General features: G+C 25.6%; 1 protein-coding gene. It reads right to left on the bottom strand.

The window, feature by feature from the left end; translation table 11 throughout:
* Positions 1-556 (bottom strand): glycosyltransferase family 8 protein (locus tag A9G30_RS12105; RefSeq protein ID WP_176700916.1); only part of this gene is annotated, 556 nt, incomplete at its 3' end.
* Positions 557-773 lie beyond the last annotated feature (217 nt).

Genomic DNA, 773 nt, shown 5'->3' with positions numbered 1-773 from the left:
TTTTATTTTCAAGCAAAATGTTTAAAACATCTTGATCCGCAAATTTATATATATTTCCATTATTGATCAATTCTAGCGCCTTTTCAGAAATATTTTCATCACACCATTTTTTTGTGTTTATCAAAAGAACGCCTGCATTAAAATATTTTTTTGAATCAATGTGATACATTTTACTTATTGTTTGTTGCATATCTTTTGTATCGCTTACTACGCCAGCAATATAATCTTCAATATTGTACTCAAATATTTGTGCTAATGATTGTAAACATATTACATCACTATCAAGGTAAATTAATTTATCAGTTATTGAGGAAAGTAAATTGGGCATGATAAAACGAATACAAGTTGATACATTAGTTATATGTAAAACAAGTGTTTTAGGATTTATAATAAAATTATTATTCAAATAATAAAGCGTAATCGACACATTACTACAGCTTAGTTTTTTGAATTTTTCAATATTTTTATCAGAGACATTATCAATAAATAAATGAAAATGAAGATTATAATTTGGCGTGTTTTTTATTACTGATAACATTGCAACACCGGCAGGCATTGCGTAATTGTCGTCGAAACCTAGAGCAATATTGAGTGTTGAGTATTGTGGGTTGCTGTTATTAATAAGAGGGGAAATTTGATCAATAAATTTGTTAACGTTCAACATGTAAATTATTTTAATTATAAAATGTGTATGCAATTATATATTCAATTATCGTCAAAATATAGATCAAATAATTTTGGTAAATGATATAGTGTTTAACCTATTAAAAAAT

Source organism: Gilliamella sp. Fer4-1, assembly GCF_001690515.1.
Classification (GTDB): Bacteria; Pseudomonadota; Gammaproteobacteria; order Enterobacterales; family Orbaceae; genus Gilliamella; species Gilliamella apicola_C.
The sequence above is the reverse complement of the archived record's forward strand: the minus strand, read 5'-3'. Positions and strand labels throughout refer to the sequence as shown.